We start from the raw sequence: 13,943 nt of genomic DNA, 5'->3' as shown, positions 1-13,943 counted from the left end.
GCGCTTCACCGATCGCTGTCCCACAACCGAAGCGAGGAATGGTCTTACCCTGGGTCACCCGTATATACCAAATTCGAAGGGATTAACTTCCGCCTAACCACAGGCATGCAACCCCGATCCGGCCGCGAAGAAGCCTACCCCTGGTGGCGGCCGAACCACGACAGGACGTGAACGATGCTCAGCGATTCCGCGCGCCGACGCCGCGATCCGCGCGCCTCCCGTCGAGCGGCGGTCGCGCTGATGTGCGCTGCGGGCCTCGCGCTCGCCGGCTGCAATCAGATTCCGGATGACGAGCACGACAAAGGCGTGGACAAGAGTCGCGAGCAGTTCAAGCAGCTTCTCGAAAATCCCCCGCCGGTCCCGGACGAGCGCGGCCGGCAACGCAGCGCCCCGGCGGTGCCCGAGCTTTCCCCGGCCGAGCCAGAGGCGGACACGCCGGAGCTGTTTCCCAACCCGCGCGTCAGCGTGTCCGTAACCGAAAAGGTTCCCATCAAGGACGTGCTGTTCCAGCTGGCACAGCAGGCCGGCGTGGACATTCAGATCGACCCGCGGATCACGGGCGGGATCATCTTTTCGGCCAACGACACCCCCTTCCTGAAGGTGGTCGAGCGCATCAGTCGGCAGGCGGGCCTGCGCTACAGCGTGAAGGACAACGTGGTTCGTGTGCGCGTTGATACGCCGTACATGAAAACCTACAACATTTCCTACATCACGCAGACGCGCGAAACCCAGAGCCAGGTGTCGATCTCGACGCAGCTGTCCACCGGCGCCGTTGGCGAAGGCGGGGCCCAGGGTGGGGACACCTCGTCCAGCACGACGATATCCGGCGAGGCATCGTCGAACGTCTATGCGCAACTGGAAACCGGGCTGCGCACCGTGCTGGCGAACACGGCCCCGCGCGGGCTGCGTCAGCAGCAACAGGGCGAGGGCAGCCCCGTCGTCATCACGCCGCAAAGCGGAACGCTGAGCGTCTTCGGCACGTCCAAGCAGCACGAGGCGGTGCAGAGCTATCTGCGCCGCGTCCGCCGCGCCATTTCCGCCCAGGTGCTGATTCAGGCGAAGATCATCGAAGTGGACCTGAACCGGACCTTTCAGAGCGGGATCAACTGGAACGCCGTGGCGGACCAGCTCACGGCGAGCGTGAACTTCAGCAACCTCGCCACCTCGGCCGCCGGCACCGCCACGTCGGGCCTGTCGACGCTCACCTTCAACGGTGACAACTTCAACGCGGTTCTCAACCTGCTGGGCCAATTCGGCACGACACGCACGCTCTCCAGCCCGCGTGTGACGGTGCTCAACAACCAGAGCGCCATCCTCAAGGTCGCCGAGAACGAGGTCTTCTTCGAGCTGGACGCCGAGGAGGAAGAAGACGAGGAAACCAACCAAACCACTCTGGAGGTGGACAGCGAAATCCGCACGGTGCCCGTCGGCCTCGTCATGAACGTTCGCCCGGCCATCGATCTGCGGGAGAACCGCGTGACGCTGACGCTGCGGCCGACGGTTTCGCGCGTGGACCGCTTCGTCGAGGATCCCGCGGTCGCCATCATCTCCGAACGCCTGACCGGCACCGGGACTGACATCACCTCCCAGATCCCGGTCGTGGAGACGCGCGAGATCGACAGCGTTCTCGACATGAGATCCGGCCAGACGGCGATCATGGGTGGGCTCATGCAGGAACGCACCTCGAACGAGGATTCCGGCGTTCCGGGCCTGTCGCAGATCCCCTGGATCGGGCGCGCGTTCAAGCAGCGAAACGAAAACACCGACATGGTGGAACTCGTCATCCTGCTGAACGCGCAGATCGTGCGGAACGCGCGTCCGGACGCCGCCGACAGCCGGATTTATCAGGACTACACGCGCGATCCCCGGCGCATCCCCATGCCGGGCTCGGGGAGCGGTTCGCGGCAATGACCCTGCCCTACCTCCTGCTGAGCGCGCTTCGGGATCGCCTGGTGGCGGCGATGGCCATGGGGCTGGTGGCGATCTGGCTCGTGGCGGCGTTCGCGGGCGGCACCTCCATCGCCGAAGAGGGCGCCGCCGCGAGCGTGTTCGCCGCCTTTGGTGCGCGGCTTCTGGTGATCGGCGGGCTGGTGCTGTTCGTGGCGCTGCAGGTCCGGCGGCTCTCGGAGTCCGGCGAACTCCATCTGCTGCTGGCCACGCCGGTTTCGCGCGGGCGCTTCGTGGTCCAGGCGTGGGCCGGATTCGCCACGCTGGCGGTTGGCTTCGCCCTGGCCGCCGGGGCGATCGCGGGTGTCGCGGGGTGGCCGCCGGCCCAGCCCGCGGGTCTGGCTGTCTGGACGGCCACGCTGGCGCTCGAGGGCATCGTGATGGCGGCGCTGGCGTTGTTCGTGGCGCTCGGGCTGCGCGGCGTGATCGCGGGCGTGCTCGTTGCGCTCGGTCTGTACGTCGTGGCGCGCATGATGGGCGTGCTGCTGGCCATTGCGAACTCGAAGTTCGCCCCGACGGACGGCTGGATGGGGCAGTTGGTCGACGTGCTGGGCCTGCTGCTGCCCCGGCTGGATCTGTTGGCGCAGAGCCGGTGGCTGGTTCACGGCCTGGAATCGCCTTACACCATTGGGATCGCCGCCGCACAGGCCGCCGTCTATACGGCGGCGTTGGTCGCGGCCGTGGTATTCGACGCGCAGGGACAGTCGCTTTGACGGTGCGGGCGGCCGCGCTTGCCGTGGTGGTGCTGGGACTCGGCGCCTCGGCGCTGCTCGGCGCGCACCTCGATGAGCGCGAGCCCCGGGGTGACGTCGTTCCGGCGCCACCCTCGCCGTTGGCGCTGCGGGCACAGGCGCTGGGGGACGGCCAGTTCGCCTTTCGCGCGCGCAGCCTTCAGCTGCAGCATCTGGGCAATCTCGGCGGGCGCGTCGTGCCCTACAAGGCGATGGATTACGGCCGCCTGGAGGAATGGTTCCGCACCCTCGACCGGCTGGACGCGCGCTCGGATGTCGTCCCCATGAGCGCCGCCCTGCTCTATTCCGGCACGCAGACGCCGCCCGACGTGCGCCACATCGTCGCCTATCTCGCCGACCACGTGCGCCGCGCGCCGGGGCGCGAGTGGCGCTGGATGACGCACGCCATCTATCTGGCCCGGTTTCGGCTGGAGGACTCCGAGCTGGCGCTGGACCTGGCGCGGGAGCTGGCCGCCTTCGAGGCCGGGGGCATTCCGGCGTGGGCGCGCAACCTGCGCGTCCTGGTGCTGGCGGACATGGGCCGGACGGAGGCTGCCCGCGCGCTCGTGCGCAAGCTCGTCCAGGCGGAGGGGATGCCGCGGGCCGAGCGGCGCTGGCTGCGCTACTACCTGAAGCGCGAACTCCAGGCGGACACGAGCCCCCTCCGGCGGTGAGCGAACGGCATGGCGTGGGACGCAATCGCGACGGGTGTGCGGCTGGCGGGGGCCATCCACGCGGTGCTGCTGGGCGCATACGCCGTGCTAGCGCTGCGACCGCGCGCGCGTGCCGTCGTGCCGGCGGTGTACGCCGCATGCCTGCTGGGGGCCCTGCTGGTGCCCGTTCTCGGCTCGGGGCCGGCGGGCGCGCTGGCGGCGGCGTTGTGGCTGGCGCTGCCGGCGGCGACCTATCTGCTCGTGCTGCAAGTGGTCACGCAAGCGCCGCCGCAGCGGCGCCATCTGGCGGTCCTGGTCGTGCCCGTGGTGGCCCTGCCCGGTGTCGTGCTGCGGGGAAACGGGGTCACTGCGTTCGCGTTCGCGAACCTGGCTGTGCCGGTTCAGCCGGCGCTGCACCTTTACGCCGTGATCACGGGCGCGGGCGTGCTGGCGCTGGTGCTGATCACGGCTCGCCGGCAGCTTCGTGCGTTGGCTGCGAGACGGGCTGAGCGCCCGCGCTATGCGCTCGCGGTGGCCATCCTCGGCGTGCAGGCGGTGGCGCTCGGAGTCGGCCTGCTGGCCCTGAGCGAGCTGGTGCCGCAGGGCCGCGCCAATCTCGCGGCGGCGCTGGTGCAGGTGACGATGCTCTACCTCGTCGGCTCGGCGCTGTTCCGCCTGCCCGTCTCGACCGTGGAGGAGGCGCCGGAAGCCGATGAGCCGGCCGGGAATGGCGCCGGCGCCACGCCAGAACCGCAGGCGGAACCGCTGTCGAGCTGCGAAGAAGAATTGCTGCGTGAGGCCCGGACGCGCATGGCCGAGGAGGCGCTGTATCGCGCGCCCGGCCTGAGCCGCCGCGATCTGGCCGAGAACCTGGGCGTGCCGGAGCACCAGGTGACGCGCATCCTCAACGTGGGCCTTGGGCAGAGCTTCACGCAGTTCGTCAACGGCTACCGCATCGCCGAGGCACAAACGCTGCTGACCGGCAGCGACCTGCAGATCACCGAGATCGCCTTCCGCGTCGGCTTCAACAGCCTCGCCACCTTCAATCGGGCTTTTAAGGAGGGCACCGGGATGACGCCGCGGGCGTATCGGCAAACAGCGGCACAGGCGGCTAGCGTCACTGTATAAAGGGGTTGCTGGTCGCCGGGAACCTCAAAACAAGAACGCCAGAGCGCACCGGCCGTCGCTGGCGTATCCGCTCTGGGTTTCGTCATCCCGGCATCCTCCATCCGAGCTGCTCGATCCGCCGAGCATGTCGCCCGATGTGGCGCGGCCATCGTCGACCTTTGCGTCCAGGCTCGCTGCATCGCGAGAGGACAGGATGGGCTTGTCGTTGGCCTGACTGCTCAGATCGTTGGCCGTGCCGACCATCATCAAGAGGTCGTTGGGCCGCTCGGTATCGAGGAAATTTTGCGTGTCGATGCCGTGTTTGATCGTAAAAACACCATCGAACGAGGTACGAAACGCTGTATCGGCGGTAATACCATTTTCGTTGAGAGCGTTCGCCTGGGTTTCCAGAATTCCCTGCGTGCCCAGATGAACCCAGAACTGTACGGCCTCGTCATTAGCAGAGCCGAGGCGGCAATCGCCCGCTGCACCGTCGGCGCAACGTATCCGGCCGTCGCCGTTTCCACCGGTCGGCGGGTTGTCGAGCGGGGTGGTGTCGAGGATGCCAACCTCTTCGAAATCGCCCGGCAAGGCGCGGAACTTTTCCTGAAATGTGAATGTGGCCGTGCGCACCCGATTGGCGTCGGTTTGGATGCTGTTCAGCTGGGCGCTGGTGATCAATTCCTCGCCGCGCAAAACGCCGCCGACGATCAGCCCGATGATCAGGAGAACGACCGCCAACTCCACCAGCGTAAAGCCGCGCTGACGGTCGAGCCCGCGTTGTCTGTTGAAAAGGCTGATCGTTGGCATCGAACCAATACACCGCCGCTCGTACGTATTGTGGGCTCGGAGCCCCATCAACGACCGCTTCGGCGGCTAGATGATGTGGCTCCGAGCATTTGGAAGGTGACCTTACAGACGCATCGCGAGGCCACAGTCCCCATTGCTATCTACGTCATAGTCGCCGTTGCCGCCGACGCAGCTGCCGCCAGACGCGCCGCCCCGCACGTTGCCGGCATCCGCGTTGCCGTCGTCCATCTTGCGGTCGAGCTGCGCGGCGCCTTCGGGGTCCAAGACGCCGACATCGTGGGATGTCACGTTGCCGGCATCGTTGGCCCCGCCAGTCGCCAGCACGAACCAGGGATCGCGGTTGGAGATGTTGCCCGCGAACGCACCTGGGGCACCCTGACCGATGCTGTAGAACCCGCCGACAGCGGCTTCGAAGGCATTGGCGCCAGACAAGCCGTTCCCGGCGATATCGTCCGCGTCGACACCATCCAACAGGCCTGACGCGCCGAGATGGGCCCAGAACTGATTGCCTTCGTCACCCGCTGTCCCCACGCGGCTGCCATCGATCCGGCCATTTTCGTTGCCATCGTCGAGAGCGTTGTTGAGGCCGCTCTGATCGATCAGGCCCGCGTCCGAGAAGTCTCCTGGCAGCGCCTGGAAGCGGTCGCGGAAGGTATTGGTTGCCGTGCGAATTTGGTTAGTTTCGGTCTGGACCGAGTTCAACTGGGCGCTCGTGATCAGCTCCTGCCCGCGCAGGATGCCGCCGACGATCAGACCGATGATGAGAAGAACCACGGCCAGCTCCACCAGCGTGAAGCCGCCCTGGCTGGTGCGTTTGCGGACAGTCATACGCTCCCTCCTGTCGCGTCGCGGCCGGGCCGTTACCCTGCCGCGCATGTACCACTAGCCCGAATGTGGTTCCTCGCGGGCGTGCGCGCTCCTCAATTCGCGGAACGCACAAAAAATCTGGTCCAGGTTAAGGGGTGTACGTGTGCATACGGCGGGCGTACAGCCTACGAGCCGCCGCCATCGTCATCGAGGCATTTACCGCAGCGATCGTTCAACGCGCCGCGGCGGAGAAAGCGCACCTGATCGTCGAACTCATCCTCGCGATCCACGCTCGGTCCCGCCTTGTAGGAACTGGCGTGGAACGTGGCCGGCGTGCCGCCGTCGCCGTCCACGTTGTCTTGCTCATCCTGCGAACTTCCGCCAACCCCCGGAACGTGCGTCCCGTTAATCGTGTGGGCGCCCAAACCGTTGGCGCCGTGGCTCACCAATACAAACGCGACCGCATCATCCGCACCGGTCACGCTCGCGATTTCGGCATCGCGATCCGGCAGGTTCGGAAAGTAGCTAATGCGCCGATCCCACCCATCCAGTGCCTTGGTGGGTTGGAGGCCGAGCTCGGCCCATGGCAGAACCGCGTTTTCCGGATCGATGGTGCAATTATCCGAAGTGGCAGCGGTCTGCTCCGTAGAGCCGTCTTCCGAACGCAGACCGACCGTCCCATCCGCCGGACACGGCAGCTTCCCCTTCCGGGTGGCATAGCGCACCAGGGCGCGTTCCGCCGCCGCCAATCTCTCCGCGGTCACCGCGCGGTCGCTGGTGTCGGCCGCGGTGCGGCGCTGCACGGCCTCGGTGGCGAGCTTCAGGCTGCCGAACAGCGCGATCACCGTCGCCAGCGCCACCAGCGCCACACCGCTTTGTTGGTCCCGGCGGGTCGTCACGGGGCGATCCACTCCCAATTCGGGGCTATCCGACCATTGTACCTTTTTTGTGGGTCACGCTCGACACGCGTAAGCTGCACGGGCGCGATGTCGAGCCGACACGCGCGCCGAACGGGAGGCCGCCCCATGATCTGGAAACGCGCGATCCTCGCCGCCGCCGTGGCCGTCAGCACCTCCCCGGCCCTGGCGCAGAGCGGCGAGCGCGTCTGGGACGTGACGCGGCAGTGCTGGCGGCCCGCCGAGCAGCAGACCTGCGGCGCGTCCTGGGACGCGGGCAGCGAAACGCTGAAGACCGGCGGCAACGGCTCGGCTGGGGGTGGAAACGGAAGCGCGCAAGCCGCCTCGGTGTCGGCGCCGAACGAACCGGACTCGCCCACCGTCGAGTCGCCCGAGTCGGCGCAAACCGGCCAGACCGGCAATCAGGCCAACGACCCGGCCGAGGCGGTCGCGGAAAAGGCGGCGCAACGCGCGGATCAGCTCCGCAGCCTGATGGAGTCGGGGCAGTCGCTCCAGAACGCGCTGGACAGCCTGCGCGAAGCCGCCGGCCAGGGCGGCGGGTCCGAATCGCCGTGAGCGTGGCCGCTGTCGTCCAGGCGCTGGTGGTCTTCGCGGCCGGGGCGTGCCTGGGCAGCTTCGCCGGGCTGGTGGCGCACCGTCTGCCGCGCGACGAGCCGTGGCTGACCGGCCGGTCGGCGTGCCCGGCCTGCGGGCGGACGCTGCGGGCGCGCGAGCTGATCCCCATCGTCTCCTGGCTGCTGGCGCGCGGGCGCTGCCGGCACTGCGGCGCGGCCATTCCCGTGCGCGATCTGGCGATCGAGGTGCTGACCGGCGCGGCCGTGCTGGCGGCGTGGCTCGCCTTCGGGCCGCACGCGGCGACGCTCTGCCTCGCGGTGCTGGCGACGGCGCTGGCGGTGATCGTGGCGGTGGATCTGGACTGGCTGATCGTGCCGGACGAGATGGTGGCGCTCGCCGCCGGAACGGGGCTGGCGTGGCGCGGCGTGACCGACGGCGCGTTTCTGCCGGCCGTCCTCGCCGCCGCCGGCCTGGGGCTGATGGCGCTGGCGCTGCGGTGGGTTTTCACGAAGTGGCGCGGCGTGGAGGCGCTGGGGCTGGGCGACGTGAAGCTGATGGCCGTGGCGGGCGTGTGGCTGCCGGTCGGCGCGTTGGCGCATTTCCTTGTGGCCGCTGGCGTGGCCGGGATCGCGCTCGGGCTGGCGTGGCGAGCGGCCGGGCGCGGGGCGCAGTTTCCCTTCGGCCCCGGCCTCGCCGTGGGGCTTTACGGTATTCTCTTGGCCTTGGGTTCCGGGCTTTTGCCCTGGCCCGCGATGCACGGATTTTAACGTTTTCTTGGATGGTCGCGCGTAGATTGGAGAGCATGACCCGTCGCCCCGACCATGTCGCGCGGCGCGGCTTCAGCCTGCTGGAGCTGGCGATCGCGCTCGCCATCATCGGCCTGCTGGCCGGCGGGACGATGCAACTCGTCACCGCGTTTTCGGCCGAGCAGCGCCTGGACGTGACGCGCCAGCGCCTGAAGGCCGTGGAACAGGCGCTGGTGCGCTACGCCTCCCGCCACGGCCGCCTGCCCTGCCCGCGCGATGCCTCGGCGATGACGGTTGCGTCGGTTGACGACGGGATCGTCTCGGCTGGTTTTGGTGGTGGTGATCCGGGTCGAATCCAGCTTGCCGAAGGTAAGACAAGCGATAACACGATTGACATCAGCGAAACACTGGACAACAGCGACCCCGTTTCTGTGGAGATGAGCATCACGCTTTCCAATCCGGGGGACAACAAACCGAAAACTGGAACGAAGACTTTTCAAGTTGATGGCACCGGTGACGCATCGAGCATCGCGAGTGAAATCGGAGATGCGATTGAAAGTGCGGGCGGTTCCGCCTTCTCCAAAATCGACGACGTTGACGAAAATGGGACCACCCTTACGCTAAATCCAACGGGAAACTGGTCGCTTAGCTCCTCCAGTTGCGACAGCGGCGACGGCGCGGTGACCTGCGACGGACCCGGTGGGGGTGGCTCTACAGGCACCAGTATGACAATTGCAAATGGTAGCGACCCGTCGGGCACGGACCCGAATTGGAACGACGCCGCTGCTGCGTGCACGCGGGGCAGCGCGTATGCCGGTGTTCCCTATCGCCAGCTCGGCATACAAAAGAGCGCAGCACTGGACGGCTGGAACCGGCAGATCACCTATGTCGTGTTCGACGGCGATGCGGGCATGACACGGCAGAATGGCTTGAACCTCAGCTTGGCGGTAGCGGCTGAAGATAGCGACCCTGGCAAGAAAGATACCAGCTTAACGAAAAGCGGCCTTGGTTCACCAACACTGCAAACGGACTATTTGCCGTTCCTGCAAAAATGGCTCACGGCAGACGCCGATTTGACGGATAGCAATCAAAACCCCGACGAGGCGGTGGGCCTGCGCGTGAGCACAGACGAGGCGGATACCGGGCCGTACAGTCTCGATCCCGTCCAAGGCGGTGGCGCCGCCTTCGTGCTCATCAGCCACGGCCCGAACGGCGTGGGCGCCTTCACGCGCAATGGTTCGCAGATCGTCGATGGTGGGGTCGCGTTCGGCGACGGCGAGGAAACCAACCGCGACACGGCGGAACGGCTCGCGAACGGGTCGGCCGATTCCGAAGACATCGACGATCGCACCTTCATCGACCGCGCCCGCAACGAAAGCGAGAGCGGCGAGCACTACGACGACATCGTGCGCGCGATGAGCGTCCACGAACTGGCGCGCCGCGCGGGCTGGACGCCGCTCGCCGGGCGGTAGCTTTATACCGCCGAGGTGATGAAGTCATCGACCCCAACCCCCTCTGTCAGCTCCCCCGCCCCTGCCAGGGCTACGGGGTTCACGGATTGTCACTCGGAAGTGTGGCGGCTCAACCCAAACCGTCACCACCCGCTCATCGCCACCGGGCCCCGATCCGGTGGTCAAGCGGGTGGTCTCACCCGGTTCGGTTTTTCCCGGCGCCATCGGGGAGGTCGAGGAGGGTGGGGTCACCCGGTCAAGCCGGGTGACGACGAGCAGTGGCTACCTGACACACAATAAAGATGTGTGAATCCCGTAGCCCTGCCAAGGGAAGGGGTAGACGGGTTTGGGGCGATAGCCCGAAACCCAGAGGGGGATGGGGCTATGCTCTCGGAGCTGATGCCTTGATTGGCTCGCTGGCATTATAAGTGACGAGGCTCGCACTTCCCCTCGCGGCCATGCTGCTTATCCCCGCTCGGGCGCGCCGCCGCCGATGGCGCTGAGGAAGGCCTGTTCCAGATCGCCGCCGTGCTCGGCGCGCAGGCTCGCGGGCGCGCCTGTGAACGCCAGCCCGCCGCTGTCCACGATCCCGATGCGGTCGCACAGCGCGTCCACGTCCGCGAGGATATGGGAACTCAAAACGATGGTGGTCCCGGCCACCCGCCGCGCCAGCACCAACTCCTTGAGCCGGCGGCGCGCCAGGGGATCGAGCCCGCGCGTCGGCTCGTCCAGGATCAGCAGCGGCCGCTCGCTGAGGAAGGTCGCGATCAGCCCCAGCTTCTGCCCCATCCCCTTGGAATAGGTCGCCACGCGCCGGTCCAGCGCCGCGGGGTCGAGCGCCAGGGCTTCCGCCATGCGGTCCGCGTCGGCGCGGCGCCAGCGCACGCCGTGATGGCCGAGGATGAGGCGCACCCACTCGCGCCCCTTGAGCGTGGGCGACGGCAGCACCTGTTCGGGCAGGAACGCCAGGTGCCGCCGGCTGGCCGGCCGCGTGTGCGCCTCCCCGAACAGCGCGATGCGCCCGCGCGCCGCCGGCACGAGGTCCAGGATCGTCTTGATGAGCGTGGTCTTGCCCGCGCCGTTCAGCCCCACGAGCCCGAAGATCTCGCCCTCGCCGACGCCGAAACTGACGTCCGAGAGCACGCTGTGCCGCTTGTAGCCCGTGGCGAGGCTGTCCACGGCCAGGGCCTGTGTTTCACCCATCGGCGGCTCTCCCGTCGGCGTCGCTCGAGGTGTCGGTGCGCACGGCCTCATTCTGTCTTTCTCCTGAAGGAGAAAGGACCCTGACGCGATTCCGCTGATACGATCCCCATTCGCCGTGGGTTTCGTTCCTTAAGCACGCGTCTCACCCATCGGCAGCCCCCGAGGTGCCGGTCCGCGCCGCGCCGTCCACGACCTTCCCGCGCGCGGGGATGAAGGTCTGGCGTGGGCGCAGCGTGAAGCGATAGCTGCGCTGCCCGCCGGGCCGCCAGCGCAGCGTTACCGAGCGGTTCGTCACACGCTCGACGGTGAAGCCGCGCGGCGCCCGCCCCGGCGTGAAGCGCTTGCCGTCCAGCCAGAACGTCCAGGTGCCCGGCCCCAGGTAGACCAGGGCGTCGAGCTGCACCGGCCCTGGCGGCGGCGCGGGGTCGGCCGGCTCGCTCGCGCCGTTGCTGGTCGGCGTCGTGTTTTCCAGCGCGAGCGCGGGTTTTTGCGGCGCTTGATCAGCGGCATCCCCGCCTTCGGTCTCGGCTGTCTGTTCAACCAAAATGGCGCGCAGCCGCTCCGCCTCCGCCGCCGTCAAGAGCACGCGCGGCGTGCCGAAGCGCTGATTTAGCGCGTCGCGGTCCTGGGCTGCCGCCGTCGCGGGTACCGCCGCCAGGGCCGCTGCCGCGAGGATGGCCCCTGTCCGCAGCCTAGCCATCCGCGCCGTCCTCCTGCGGGAAGGCCAGCCGCACCCAGGCCAGGGAAAGCGTGGCGCTCACGACGTTGGGCCGCCCGTTCGCGGCAAGATCGGCGGGCGCGTCGGCCAGATCGCGCGCAAGCACGCGCTGCATGCTCCCCTGCCGCAGCACGACGTAGCCGGGAAGCTGGTCCCGCAGCTTGTCCAGAAAGGCGAAGATGTCCTGGTCGAAGCTCGCCTGCACCTGGATGTCGAGCGGTGTCGCCGCCAGCGCCGGGCCGTCGTCACCGCGGCCCAGTGGCGCCCGCCGCGCCGCGGCGAAGGTGTAGTCCACGCTGTTGAGGTCGGTCTCGACCGCCAGCTGTTCCAGCAGGTCCCCGGCGGCGAGCCGGTCCTGCGGCGCCAGGAAGCCGGCTTCGCGCGCCGCCCGGTGGCTGTCGCGGTGGGCGCGCACGAAGTCGAGGCCGGCGCGCTTGCGGCGGATCTTGCCCACCTTGTCGGCGGTGTCGCGTTCGACCTGGGCGATGCGGCGATCCAGCCGCTCCAGGCGTGCCGTCAGCTCGCTTGTCGCAAGCGTCACCGCGGCCAGCACCAGAACGAGGCTGCCGACCGGAACCGCCAGCCGGCGGATCAGGCGCGTGGCTTCCGTGCGCGTCATTGGTCCGGCCCCGTTACCACGTAGGTGCCGGTGACGTCCGTGGGGGCGCCGGCGCCGTTGGTGCTGGTCAGGCCCGCGCTGCCCGCGAGCTGCCCGGACTCGTCCGTTTCGAAGGGCGGTTCGCGCAGGGCCACCGCGTAGCCCGGCAGCCGCTGCGTCAGGCGGCGCGTCAGCTCGCGGTAGCGGCGCATGATGGCGCGGCGGTCCGCAGGCGGCTGGCGCAGTCGGACGGTGGCCGTGAGCGCGCCCTGCCCTGCTTCGTTCACGGCAAGCTCGCCGCGCGGTGGGCGTGTAGGGTTCCGGCCGACCGTGGCGGCTGCGCGCTCCACCAGCGGCTCATTGGCCTCGGCGGCGACCTGGAACTGCAGGTCGGTCACGATCATGCCCGTCGGCAAGGCCTGCGCCAGCCCCCTGAGCTGGTCGGCATACATTGGCGTCGTTCGGGCGAGCGCCGCGCGGCCGCGCACGGTCGCGATGAAGCGCGGCAACCGCACGTCCCGTTCCGCCAGTTTGCGGTCCAGGTCCTGGAGCGTGGCGGTTCGCCGCTGGTTCTCGGCACGGGCGTCGGCCAGCGCCCCGGTGCGGTGCCGCAGGTCCAGCACTAGCATCCCGTCGTAGACCAGGCCGGCAATCAGCGCCGCTGCCGTCGCCGCAGCGATCGGCTTCGGCGCCATGCTGATCAGCCGCGCGCGGCGCAGCGGCGGCGGCTCCAAGTGCAGCTCCGGCCAACGCTGGCGGGCGAACCAGTCCGCGACCAGGGAGTCGGTGAAGGCGTCCTCGGCGTACTGCCGTCCGTCGAGGCCCAGCGCATCGGCGAACTGGGCAGGGCTGAGCGTGCGCACCTCGCGGATGCGCATGCGCCGGGCGTTGAGCTGCTCGCCGACCTCTTCCGGCACGACGACGACGAGTTCCAGCCGATCCGCATCGGTGAAAGAAAGCCGGCGCAGGTAGCTCATCGTCGAGCGGAACTCGCCCTCGATGGTGTCGACCTCGTCGGCGACGTCGGCGTCCGCCTCCTGGTTCGGCGTGAGGCGCGTGAACACCAGCTCGCCGTTGTAGAAAACGAGCTGGCGGTAGCCGCTCGCGCGGTGGCGCAGGACCAGAACCTCCCACACGGCCTGGGCGGCCGAGGTGGTCATGACCGCGCGCACCAGCCGGTGCGCCTCCATGGGCAGGAGCGACAGCCCGGCCACGGGGTTGCGGGCGCCGGCCACCGCGTCGGTCCAGGTGCGCAGCTCCTCGGTGTCGGGCAGCCCGACGAGCATGTGCGTTTCCTGGCCGCGGCCGCCGCCTTCGTTACTGAGCGCGGGGCGCGCTAGCCGGACGTGGCTGGTGATCGTCCCCGCCTCGAAGGTCTGGCGGAGCTTGCGCGCCAGGATTTTGCGGCGGTCCAGCGGGTTCAGGCGCGGGAGCTGTGCTTCGCGGTAGTGCTGCTCCAGCACGTCAAGCAGGATGGAAACCGGTGCCTTCGGGTCTTCGTGGAGAAAGGCGTGCAGCTCCTGAACCCCTTGGGCGTCCGCCGCCGGCACGTAGATGCGGTTGGCGAGACGCCCGCGCGCGAAGCGCACGAAGACCGCACCGTCGTTGCCCACAATGCCGACGACGCGCCGGCCGGCGCTGCCGCGCGCGAAGCTGCCGATCCACCGGCGAAGCTGAACGAGGCTGGGCACGGCGGCCAT

General features: G+C 68.5%; 14 protein-coding genes. 7 read left to right on the top strand and 7 right to left on the bottom strand.

Annotated features, from left to right (window positions below):
* Positions 1–240: 240 nt before the first annotated feature.
* Genes BLQ43_RS04185 through BLQ43_RS04170 form a run of 4 tightly spaced genes read left to right on the top strand, consistent with a single transcriptional unit; the run spans position 241 to position 4,459 of the window.
* Positions 241–1,911, top strand: a complete 1,671-nt coding sequence (locus tag BLQ43_RS04185) for a secretin GspD/PilQ domain-containing protein (RefSeq protein WP_176758512.1) — start codon at positions 241–243, stop codon at positions 1,909–1,911.
* Positions 1,908–2,660: a hypothetical protein gene (locus BLQ43_RS04180; RefSeq protein WP_090018870.1), complete on the top strand. Its 753-nt coding sequence runs from the start codon at positions 1,908–1,910 to the stop codon at positions 2,658–2,660. The genes BLQ43_RS04185 and BLQ43_RS04180 overlap by 4 nt, the downstream gene beginning before the upstream one ends.
* Positions 2,657–3,352: a hypothetical protein gene (locus BLQ43_RS04175; protein ID WP_143006156.1), complete on the top strand. Its 696-nt coding sequence runs from the start codon at positions 2,657–2,659 to the stop codon at positions 3,350–3,352. The genes BLQ43_RS04180 and BLQ43_RS04175 overlap by 4 nt, the downstream gene beginning before the upstream one ends.
* A gap of 9 nt (positions 3,353–3,361) precedes the next feature.
* Positions 3,362–4,459 (top strand): helix-turn-helix domain-containing protein, encoded by a 1,098-nt coding sequence (locus BLQ43_RS04170; RefSeq protein WP_090018868.1) that lies wholly within the window; start codon positions 3,362–3,364, stop codon positions 4,457–4,459.
* 24 nt (positions 4,460–4,483) lie between these two features.
* Here BLQ43_RS04170 and BLQ43_RS04165 read toward each other — a convergent pair whose 3' ends face one another.
* From BLQ43_RS04165 to BLQ43_RS04155, 3 genes are all read right to left on the bottom strand, one after another.
* On the bottom strand, positions 4,484–5,248 hold the full coding sequence (locus BLQ43_RS04165; RefSeq protein ID WP_176758511.1) for a type II secretion system protein: 765 nt from the start codon (positions 5,246–5,248) through the stop codon (positions 4,484–4,486).
* A gap of 102 nt (positions 5,249–5,350) precedes the next feature.
* The gene (locus tag BLQ43_RS04160) at positions 5,351–6,076 is read right to left on the bottom strand and encodes a type II secretion system protein (protein WP_176758510.1); all 726 of its coding nucleotides are present in this window, start codon (positions 6,074–6,076) and stop codon (positions 5,351–5,353) included.
* 164 nt (positions 6,077–6,240) lie between these two features.
* A complete protein-coding gene (locus tag BLQ43_RS04155; RefSeq protein ID WP_143006155.1) occupies positions 6,241–6,954 on the bottom strand; it encodes a hypothetical protein in 714 nt (237 codons plus the stop codon).
* A gap of 126 nt (positions 6,955–7,080) precedes the next feature.
* Between BLQ43_RS04155 and BLQ43_RS14280 the strand changes: the two genes are divergently transcribed.
* The 3 genes from BLQ43_RS14280 to BLQ43_RS04145 are packed head-to-tail and all read left to right on the top strand — an operon-like array spanning position 7,081 to position 9,745.
* Entirely contained in the window at positions 7,081–7,527 is a 447-nt protein-coding gene (locus tag BLQ43_RS14280; RefSeq protein WP_143006154.1) for a hypothetical protein, read from the top strand.
* Positions 7,524–8,294 carry a prepilin peptidase gene (locus BLQ43_RS14275; protein WP_143006153.1) on the top strand — a complete coding sequence of 257 codons (771 nt, stop codon included), beginning with the start codon at positions 7,524–7,526 and terminating at the stop codon, positions 8,292–8,294. The genes BLQ43_RS14280 and BLQ43_RS14275 overlap by 4 nt, the downstream gene beginning before the upstream one ends.
* A gap of 35 nt (positions 8,295–8,329) precedes the next feature.
* A complete protein-coding gene (locus tag BLQ43_RS04145; RefSeq protein WP_176758509.1) occupies positions 8,330–9,745 on the top strand; it encodes a prepilin-type N-terminal cleavage/methylation domain-containing protein in 1,416 nt (471 codons plus the stop codon).
* Positions 9,746–10,189: 444 nt separating this feature from the next.
* On the opposite strand, the gene BLQ43_RS04140 is transcribed toward BLQ43_RS04145, so the two are convergent.
* From BLQ43_RS04140 to BLQ43_RS04125, 4 genes are all read right to left on the bottom strand, one after another.
* The gene (locus BLQ43_RS04140) at positions 10,190–10,927 is read right to left on the bottom strand and encodes an ABC transporter ATP-binding protein (RefSeq protein WP_176758508.1); all 738 of its coding nucleotides are present in this window, start codon (positions 10,925–10,927) and stop codon (positions 10,190–10,192) included.
* Between the two features lie 142 nt (positions 10,928–11,069).
* The gene (locus tag BLQ43_RS04135) at positions 11,070–11,627 is read right to left on the bottom strand and encodes a hypothetical protein (protein WP_143006152.1); all 558 of its coding nucleotides are present in this window, start codon (positions 11,625–11,627) and stop codon (positions 11,070–11,072) included.
* A complete protein-coding gene (locus BLQ43_RS04130) occupies positions 11,620–12,264 on the bottom strand; it encodes a hypothetical protein (protein ID WP_090018860.1) in 645 nt (214 codons plus the stop codon). The genes BLQ43_RS04135 and BLQ43_RS04130 overlap by 8 nt, the downstream gene beginning before the upstream one ends.
* The gene (locus BLQ43_RS04125; RefSeq protein WP_090018859.1) at positions 12,261–13,943 is read right to left on the bottom strand and encodes a hypothetical protein; all 1,683 of its coding nucleotides are present in this window, start codon (positions 13,941–13,943) and stop codon (positions 12,261–12,263) included. Before BLQ43_RS04125 ends, BLQ43_RS04130 begins: the two co-directional genes overlap by 4 nt.

This window comes from Limimonas halophila (assembly GCF_900100655.1).
Lineage (GTDB): Bacteria > Pseudomonadota > Alphaproteobacteria > Kiloniellales > Rhodovibrionaceae > Limimonas > Limimonas halophila.
This window is presented reverse-complemented; position numbering and strand designations above follow the sequence as displayed.